General features: G+C 64.3%; 4 protein-coding genes and 1 pseudogene. All 5 read right to left on the reverse strand.

Annotated elements, in window-relative coordinates:
* Positions 1-69 precede the first annotated feature (69 nt).
* A complete protein-coding gene (locus tag DJ75_RS08145) occupies positions 70-5091 on the reverse strand; it encodes a CARDB domain-containing protein (RefSeq protein WP_094524003.1) in 5022 nt (1673 codons plus the stop codon).
* A 145-nt stretch (positions 5092-5236) separates the two neighbouring features.
* Positions 5237-6163, reverse strand: a complete 927-nt coding sequence (locus DJ75_RS08150; RefSeq protein WP_094524004.1) for an NAD-dependent epimerase/dehydratase family protein — start codon at positions 6161-6163, stop codon at positions 5237-5239.
* 548 nt (positions 6164-6711) lie between these two features.
* On the reverse strand, positions 6712-7908 hold the full coding sequence (locus tag DJ75_RS08160) for an orc1/cdc6 family replication initiation protein (RefSeq protein WP_094524006.1): 1197 nt from the start codon (positions 7906-7908) through the stop codon (positions 6712-6714).
* A gap of 286 nt (positions 7909-8194) precedes the next feature.
* Complete coding sequence (gene aglF, locus DJ75_RS08165; RefSeq protein WP_094524007.1) at positions 8195-8962, reverse strand: UTP--glucose-1-phosphate uridylyltransferase AglF; 768 nt, start codon at positions 8960-8962, stop codon at positions 8195-8197.
* Between the two features lie 334 nt (positions 8963-9296).
* Positions 9297-9463 (reverse strand): annotated as a pseudogene (locus DJ75_RS19050) (IS6 family transposase); the annotation flags it as partial.

The raw sequence follows: 9463 nt of genomic DNA on the forward strand, positions 1-9463 counted from the left end.
GCGTTCGGCTCTCTCCTATGCCCTCGCGGTCGGCGTTCGAGACCACGGGTCTACGGACCCACGGGCGGGCTACGGCCGTCGCCTCCGGACCCCGAGCCCCGCCACCAAGAGCGCGAGCACCGCGGCGACCACGCCGAATCCCGGGGCGGTCTCGCTCGTCTCGGCGCCCGTCGACGTCGACTCGGCGTCGCCGCGGAGTTCGATCGACCCCGCTTCGTCCCCTTCGAGCGACACCGTCCCGCTCTCGGGCGGTTCGAACGTCACCCCGATGGTCGCGCTCTCGCCCGGGCCGAGCGACACGCGCCGCTCGGCGACGGGGTCGCCGTGCATCGCGACGGTGAGGTTCCGGGTCGCCGGGCGGTCACCGGGGTTTTCCACCGTCGTCCGGAGGGTCGTCTCGTAGCCGTCCCGGACCCAGTCCGCCGGCACCTCGCTCTCGGCGATCCGGATCCGACCGGGTTCGAGCGCGACGACCGCCACTGGCGTCGCGTGCGGCAGCGTGACCGTGTGGGTATCGCCCTCCCGGTCGTGCGAGACGTTCTCCGTCGTCCACTCGCCGCCGGCGTATCGCAACGCCGCGACGTGCTCCGGGCTCGCCTCGCTCGGGAGCGACTCGGAGTCGACGGCGAATCGAAGCGTCGCCGCGCTCGTGTCGGCCGGATCGAGCGTGGAGTCGAACGCCACGTACCCGAGCTCCGTCCCGCGCGGGACCGGGTCGGGACCGTCTGGCTCGGCCGTCGGTCGGCCGACCGTCGCCTCGAACGCGTCTCGCTCATCGGCCGGATCCACCGCGAACGTGGCCACTGAGATGCCGGACCCGGATCCCGACGGCCCGGCGAGATTCACGTCGGTCTCGTAACGCTCGCCGGCAACACCGTCGACCTCGACGGCGACGGCCTCATCGGAAGCGGACCGGACCACGGTCGGTTCCGGATCCGTCGTCGTCGCGCCGCCCCCTGAGCCGGACGAGCCCGAAGAACCCGACGAGCCCGAAGAACCCGACGAGCCCGAGAAACCCGACGAACCGGACGCGCCACCACCGGATCCGGAGTTATCCCGTGGTTCGACGACGGAGACGGTGCCGACCGTCGCGTCGTCGACCGCGACGGTGTACTCCCCGGCAGCGGTATACGTGTGAGTGACGGTCACCGTCGTCCCGCCGCCGGGAACGGACGCCGTGCGCTGGACGGTGGTCCCGTCACCGAGTGCGATGTCGACCTCTCGTTGGCCCGTGGCTTCGCCGTCGTTGGTGAGTTCCACGGTGAGCTCCACCGATTCGTTGACTTCGACAGAGTCCGTCCCGAGCGTCGACTCGCCGAGCGACACATCGGCCGGTTCGAGCACGGTGAGCGTGCCAACATCGTCACCGTTGACCGTGAGCGAGTACTCGCCGGTCGACTCGAACGTCTGCTCGAAGCGGACGGTCTCGGTCTCGTCGGGCCCGACGGTTCGCGTGGCGGTTTCGAGCGTCTCGGTGCCGTCGCGCAACCGGGCCGTGAACTCGCCCGCGACGTCGCCGTCGTTCGCGAGGTCGACGGTCACCGTGGTCGACTCGCCGGCGATGATCGTCTCCGGGGCCAGAGCGGTGTCGCGGACCGAGACGTCGGCGGGCGCGAGCACGCTGAGCGTGCCGGCCGATTCGCCGTTCACGGCCATATCGCGTTCGGCGGCCGAGTCGAACGTCGGCGTGAACTCGACGGCCTCGCTGTCGCCGGGACCGATGACCAACTCTCTGGTCTCGACCGGCTCGCCGTCGACGCTCAGCGTCGCGGTGTGGACTCCCGACTCGCTGCCGACGTTCACGACGGTCGCGGTCACTGCGGCCGGCTCGCCTTCGAGCACCCTCGCCGACTCGACCTCCGCGTTCGTCGTCCGGAACGTCGCCGGTTCGACCACGGTGAGCGTCCCGGCGGTCTCACCGTTGGCCGTAATCTCGTACAGACCGTTTCCAATCGCCGTGTATGTGAGCCGTTCCGTCGTGGTCTCGTCGGGGGCGACCGTCACCTCCGTCGCGGCCTTCTCCTCTCCGTTCGCCGCCACTGCGACCGACAGGCTCCCCTCGCGGTCGCCGGTGTTTTCGACTGTGGCGGTGACCGCGACTTCGTCGGCGACGGAGACCACGTCGTCGTCGAGCGCGGCGCCCGTGACCGTCAGTTCGGCCGGCGACTCGACTGTCACCGTCCCGGCGGCCGTTCCGTCGACCGAGACGTCGTACTCACCGGGGTCCTCGAACGTCGCGTCCAGTTCGACCGTCTCCGAGTCGCCGCCCGCGAGCGTCACTCGCCGGCTGTCGACCGCTCGGTCGGTCCCGCCCGGTCCCGTCGCGCGCGCCTCGGCGGTGAACGTCCCCTCGTCGTCGCCGACATTCGTCACCTCGGCCACCACGGTCGCGGTGTCGCCCGTCAGGACGGTCTCGTCCGCCAGCTCCGCGTTCGACACCTCGAACGCCGCCGGTTCCGAGACGGTGAGACTCCCGGCCGAGGCGCCGTTGATGGCGACGTCGTACGTCCCCGTCTCCTCGAAGGTCGTGGCGAACTCGACCGTCGCCTGCGCCCTGGGATCGAGCGTGCGGGTCTTGGTCTCTCTCGTCGTTCCATCCACTCGGAGTTCGACGGTCACCTCGCCCGCGGTGCCACCGTCGTTCTCGGCGGTCGCCGTGATCGTTACCTCGTCACCCGGATCGACGCTCGTCGCCGACAGCTCTGCGTCCGCGATCGAGACGTCTGCCGGGTCCGGTTGGACTACTACGCCCCGCGGTGTCGCGTCGCCGACGCCGACCGCGTACTCGCCCGCAGTGTCGAACGCCCGGGTAAAGGTGACCGTCTCCGTGTCGCCGGCGGCGACGTCGACCGATCGGGAGTCTGCGACGTCGCCGTCGATCAGGAGGTCGGCGGCGTACGTGCCGTCGGCGTCACCGGTGTTCTCGATGTCGGCGGTGACGTCGACGCTCTCTCCGACCTCAATCTCGGAATTTGAGAGCGTCACCCCGCTCACCGTGAACTCGGCGGACGCCGGCTCGGTCACCGTGAGCGTGCCCGCGCTCACGTCGTTGACCGTGACGTCATACTCACCGGTGCCCGTCGCCGTGTAGGTGAGCTGCTCCGTTCTGCGCTCGCCGGCGTCGAGGGCCAGCTCGGCGCTGGTTCGGTCCGCGCCGTCGGCCGCGACCGTCACCGTCAGGTCTCCTTCGCGCTCGCCGGTGTTCTCGACGGTGACTGAAACCGTGACATCGTCGCCGTCTTCGACCGTGCCCTCTCGTAAGAACGCATCGGCGACCGAGACGTCCGCCGTCGCCGCTCGATTCACCGTGATATTCGCCGGCGGTGCGTCGCCGACGCCGACCGCGTACTCGCCCGCAGTGTCGAACGACCGGGTGAAGGTGACCGTCTCCGTGTCGCCGGCGGCGACGTCGACCGATCGGGAGTCGACGACGTCGCCGTCGATCAGGAGGTCGGCGGCGTACGTGCCGTCGGCGTCACCGGTGTTCTCGACGTCGGCGGTGACATCGATGCTCTCCCCGATCTCGATCTCGGAATCGGAAGGACTCACGTCGGTCACGGTGAATTCGGCCGACGCCGGCTCCGTCACGGTGAGCGTCCCCGCGCTCACGCCGTTGGCCGTGATCTCGAACTCACCGGTCGTCGTCGCGGTGTAGCTGAGCCGCTCGGTTCGTTGCTCGCCGCCGGGAACGGTCACGTCCTCGGTGATCCGTTCGGTCCCGTCGGCCGCGATCGCGATCGACAGCTCCCCCTCGCGGTCACCGGTGTTCTCGACTCTCGCAGCGACCGTGACTTCGTCATCGGCGGACACCGTCGTCTCCTGCAGGGACGCGTCCGTGACCGAGGCGTCGGCCGGCGCTACGTCGTTTACCGTGAGATCTCTCGGTGATGCGTCGCCGACGCCGACCGCGTACTCGCCCGCAGTGTCGAACGATCGGGTGAAGCTGACCGTCACCGTGTCGCCGGCGGCGACGTCGACGGATTTGCTGTCGACGACGTCACCGTCGATCAGGAGGTCGGCGGCGTACGTGCCGTCGGCGTCACCGGTGTTCTCGACGTCGGCGCTGACGTCGACGCTTTCTCCCACGTCGATTTCGGCGTCCGAGAGCGTCACTCCGCTCACGGTGAACTCGGCCGAGGCCGGTTCCGTCACGGTGAGCGTGCCCGCGCTCACGCCGTTGGCCGTGATCTCGTATTCACCGACCTCCATCGCGGTATAGCTGAGCCGCTCGGTTCGTTGCTCGCCGGCGTCGAGGGTCAGCTCGGCGCTGGTTCGGTCCGCGCCGTCGGCCGCGACCGTCACCGTCAGGTCGCCCTCGCTGCCGCCGGTGTTCTCGACGGTGACTGAAACCGTGACATCGTCGCCGTCTTCGACCGTGCTCTCTCCTAGCGATGCGTCCGTGACCGAGACGTTCGCCGGCTCCGGTTGCGTCACGGTGAGCTCCCGTGGTGAGGCGTCGCCGACGCCGACCGCGTACTCGCCGGCCGCGTCGAACGACCGGGTAAAGGTGACCGTCTCCGTGTCGCCGGCGGCGACGTCGACCGACCGAGAATCGACGACGTCGCCGTCGATCACGAGTTCCGCGTCGTACGTGCCGTCGGCGTCGCCGGTGTTTTCCACGTCGGCAGTGACGTCGACGCTCTCCCCGACCTCGATCTCGGAATTGGAAAGGCTCACGTCGGTCACGGTGAATTCGGCCGACGCCGGCTCGGTCACCGTGAGCGTCCCTGCCTCCTCACCGCTGACGCTGAGCTCGTACGTTCCCGCCGTGTCGAACGATTCGATAAACTCGAAATCCGCAGTCACTCCGGCCTCGACTTCGACGTCTTTCGTGGCGATGACGCCCTCGGAGTCGGTTCGGAGCTCCGCCGTGAACGTCCCCGTCTCGTTCCCGATGTTCTCGACGGTCGCCGCGATCGTAGCGCTGTCGCCCGCCTCGATCGTGTCTCCGTCGAGCTGTGCGTTCACCATCTCGAAGTCGGCATCGGCAGCGGCGCCGGAGACGCCGACGCCGAGGGTTACCGCGGTCAGTATCGCTGCGACGACTAACAGTAAACAGACCCAGCCGACGGCCACGTCGCGGCCGACCATGGGACATGCAACCCCCCGAGAGCATTTGTTATAGACGCCGGATCCGCATTAAGCCAGCCATACATCTGACACGTCAGCGGAGCGACCGTGCTTCCGTTCGCTCGGCGCCGGACACTCCCGTCCGGTGATACCGCCGGACGACGGCTCAGCGCGCCTCGCCGTCCAGATACGGCTCACACACTAGCTTCACGCCCTCCTCGAAGCCGATCTCGGGTTCCCAGCCGGTGGCCTCGTGGAACTGCGAGTAGTCGGCCATCGTGTCGTGGACGTAGCCGTCGAAGGGGCACTCAATGTACTCCGGGTCGATGTCCGTGCCGAGCGCGTCGTTGATCATCGCGACCATCTCGTTGAACGAGTACGCCTCCTCGGTGCCGACGTTGTAGACGCCGGTGATCTCGTGGTCGGCGGCGAGCTCGCAGGCGCGGGCGACGTCCGAGACGTGGGTGAAGTCGCGGGTCTGGCTGCCGTCGCCGAACAGCTCGGGCGCCTCGCCGTTCGCGATGGCGTCCGCGAACTGCGCGACCGTGTTCGCGTACTCGCCCTTGTGTTCCTCGTTGCCGGCGAAGCCCTGGTAGACGGAGAAGAAGCGGAGGCCGGCCATCGCCATCTCGTGGTGGTTGGCGTAGTACTCGGCGTAGCGCTCGCGCGCGAGCTTCGAGGCCTCGTAGGCGGTGTGCGCCTCCACGTCCATGTCGACGGGCGAGGGCTCGGTGCGGCTGCCGTAAATGGAGGAGGTGGAGGCGTAGACGACCGTTTCGCACCCCTCGCGGCGGGCGCGCTCGACCGCGTTGACGAACCCCTCGACGTTGACGCGGCAGCCGCGCTGGGGGTTCTCCTCGTGCATGTTCCGCGAGGAGAGCGCGGCGAGGTGGAAGAGCACGTCGACGTCGGTGGGGTAGTCGTCGTCGAGGACCGAGGCTTCGACGAACTCGACGTCGTCGTCGAGGTTCTCGGGAGTCCCGAGGTAGGTGTCGTCGACGGCGATCACGTCGTTGTCGCTCGTGAGGCGGTTCGCGAGGTTCGAGCCGATGAAGCCCGCGCCGCCCGTGACGAGAACGCGTTTGTTCTGCATGAATGTGTGTCGTTGGGGGGAGGGAATGATGGCTTCGCTTTCGAGATTTACCGTGGCGGTTCGGCGAGACCGATATCGCCTACGAGCCGCGATCCGACAGCGAATCGGCGGGAATGTCCTGATTGCGGCGTGTTTTAGCCATTCAAGAGAGGCGAGAGTGTCCGTTTTGTCCGCCTTCGTGGCGTCTTATCGAGCGGACGCAGCTTCCTGCCGTATCTCGATGACCTTCACCGCGGTTTCGGTCCCTCCACCGCAGAACTCCGAGCATGCGGAGACCAGAGCGCTGGTTCCGGATACGCTTGAAGCTCGCAAGTGGATCCACGGCCTGAGATTCAGCGACCGATTCGTATCGGTCCTCGACCGTCTCGATGAATAGCCCTCCCATCCGATGATCTCTTTAAAACACGGCAGTTCAACGCCGCTTGATAGCGGTTTCGTGGGGCCTCCGGCACCCCTCATTTCGTCTGTTCTCGTTCCGCAGTCTGCAGTGAACCCGTCTCCCTGCAACTACACCCCTCGTTTCGTCTGTTCTTCCGTCTGCAAACTGACTAGGGCTGATCTTCGATCGACTCGCGCGTCTCTAAGATGATTTCGGGATCCAACGCGAGTTCGTACCGGTAGTGGACGCCGCCTGCACGCCCGTCATTCTGTTCGGTACGTTCGAGAAACCCGAGCATCGTGAGATTTGCGAGATGGTTCTGGATACTTTTTAACGTGGTCAGCGGATCGTGACTCCAGTTTCGTGCGACGCGTTCGTACACCGCCTGAATCTCTTTCGACCGTGCGGGAATGTTTCCGTCCACCTCAAGCCGTGCGAGCGACTCCAAGATGAGCTGCCCGTGCATCGTCTGGTCGCGCAGCTTGTCCTGGACACGACCTCGCTGAACACGCGCCGCGGCCACTTCGATATGGTCGTCGGTGATCGCTGACGCTCCCTTTTCTTCAGCGACATCACCGCCCTCGCGGAGGAGGTCTATCGCCTGTCGTGCGCTTCCGGTGTCTTTCGCGGCCTTCGCGGCTGCGAGTCTGATAGCGGAGTCTTCACATGCGCCGTCAACGAGCGCCTTCTCGGCTCTGGCGGTAAGAATCGACTGCAGCTCGTCCGCATCGTACGGAGAGAAGGCCAGTTCCTCCTCCATCAGCGTGTCTTTGACTTTCGGGCTCAGCGATGAGCGAAACGTGTAGTTGTTGCTGATTCCGATCACGCCGACCCGCGCCGCGTCGAGGTGACCGTTTGCCCGTGCGCGCGACAGTTCGTACAGCAGTGAATCTGGATCAGAAAGGTGGTCAATTTCGTCGAGAATGAAGAGGAACGTCCCACCGAGGGATTCCATCTCATCGTACAGTGTTTCGAGGGCGTGCGACGTCGAGAGACCGGTTTCCGGAAACGGTTCCCCCTCGTCTCCGCGGATGCTGTTTATCAACGATCGAACTGTTCTGTACACGCTGTCATCGTTGCAGTTCCGGAAATGGACGTGAAGTTCCTCGGCTTCGTCTCGCCGTTTTACTTCGGTCTGGAGGGCGCTCATCATGTACTCCGTGACGGCCGTCTTTCCGACACCCGTTTTCCCATAGATGAATACGTTTGCGGGATTTCGACCGAAGAGAACGTCTTTTACCGCAGAGCGATACGCATCGATTTCGTCGTCCCGCTCAACGATAACGTCAGGACGATACTCCTCTGAGAGAATGGATTTGTCCTCGAATAGCGTTTCAGTCATCTCCGTGAAGAGATCTTCTGACATTGTCGATATCCTGAATAACAGTATTCATTATCTTAAAAATGGCGTTCGTCTGTTTACTTTGTTTCGTCTGTTTTGTCGTCGCGTCCGGTCGGGAGTTCACTACTCGGAATGCATGCGACAGAACAGACGAAATGAGGGGTGTGGCAGACAACGAATGGTGAAGCACTCATCCCCCTCACTGAGAGAACAGACGAAACGAGGGGTGTGACCCAGCAATATTCCAACTGCTGGATGCCGTAGAGAACAGATGAAATGAAGGGTTCGTCCCGCCTCGGCGGTCAGGTAGTCAATTATCGACGACAGCTTCGTCTCCGTCTTCCTGCTCTTCGACATCGGTGTCGGCCAGTTCGCCCAGCCGCTCTTCGGCGCGGTCGCGGTCCTCGGGGTAGCCGACGTCGATCCGCCAGCCATCGAGTCGGATCGCATCGATCGTCCGCCCGGACTGGATGAGCAGATCGATGGCATCCGGGAGCTCGTACTCCCCGCGGTCGGAGGGCTGGACGAGGTGACACGCGTGGAAGATGGCGGGCGTAAAGGTGTAGAAGCCGGTCATGACGAGGTTGCTCGGCGGGTCGTCGGGCTTTTCGACGACCTCGGTGATCTCACCGTACTCGTTGGTGTCGAGGACACCGTAGCGGGACGCCTCCTCGTAGGGGACCTCCTCGACGAGGAAGGCGGCGTCTGCGCGATCTTCGTTCTGGCGATTGGTGACGTCTCCGAGGTTGCCTCGGAAGACGTTGTCGCCGAGCATCAGCATGAACGGGCCGTCGACGTGGGGCTCCGCCTGGAGGATGGCGTGGGCGAGTCCGAGCTGTTCGCGCTGGTGGGTGTAGGTGATCGGGACGCCCTCGTACTCGTCGCCGTAGCGGTCGATGATCTGTTCGGCCTTGTAGCCGACGACGACGACGAGCTCCGTGGCGCCGGCGTCGATCAGGTTGTCGAAGACGTCCTCGATGAGCGGCGTCCCGTTGACCTCGACGAGCACCTTCGGTTTGTCGTCGGTAAGGGGTCGGAGGCGTGTGCCCTTGCCCGCAGCGAGTACGACTGCTTGCATATCTCAGTGGTTTCGGAGCAGTATGAAATACTTTGTCACTACCTGTTGGGTCTGGCTTACCTACCAATGCGATTAGATAGACTCGCCCATACGCTGTCGAAATTATAACGAAATGATAGTTCTGTCCTGCAGGTGTTCGAAAACAATATTAGCAGACTCGTAAGAAATACACAGTTAGTCAACAATATAAGCAGAACTGATCCGATATTCTACTTGAGAAATGAGATAAAGCAGGTTGATACACCGTCTTTGACTCCTGCAACGATAATGAGACGAATAAAACCAACCTGGTCTTAAGCGGCCCGACTACCCACCGCTGGACTCATGCCTCGCGTTAAGTTTGACGTGAATTGTGGTAGACGGCGAAGGCTTCGAGCCAGTTTTGAGCTGTCTCTAGCGCGACATTGCTGAAACTATTTGCAAACGATGATGTTCGTCGTTCTATTTCCCAAAAGACACGTTCGATAGCATTCCGATTTCCATGTTGAATGACTTGAAATC

Source organism: Halorubrum sp. Eb13 (genome assembly GCF_002252895.1).
In the GTDB taxonomy this organism is placed as follows: domain Archaea; phylum Halobacteriota; class Halobacteria; order Halobacteriales; family Haloferacaceae; genus Halorubrum.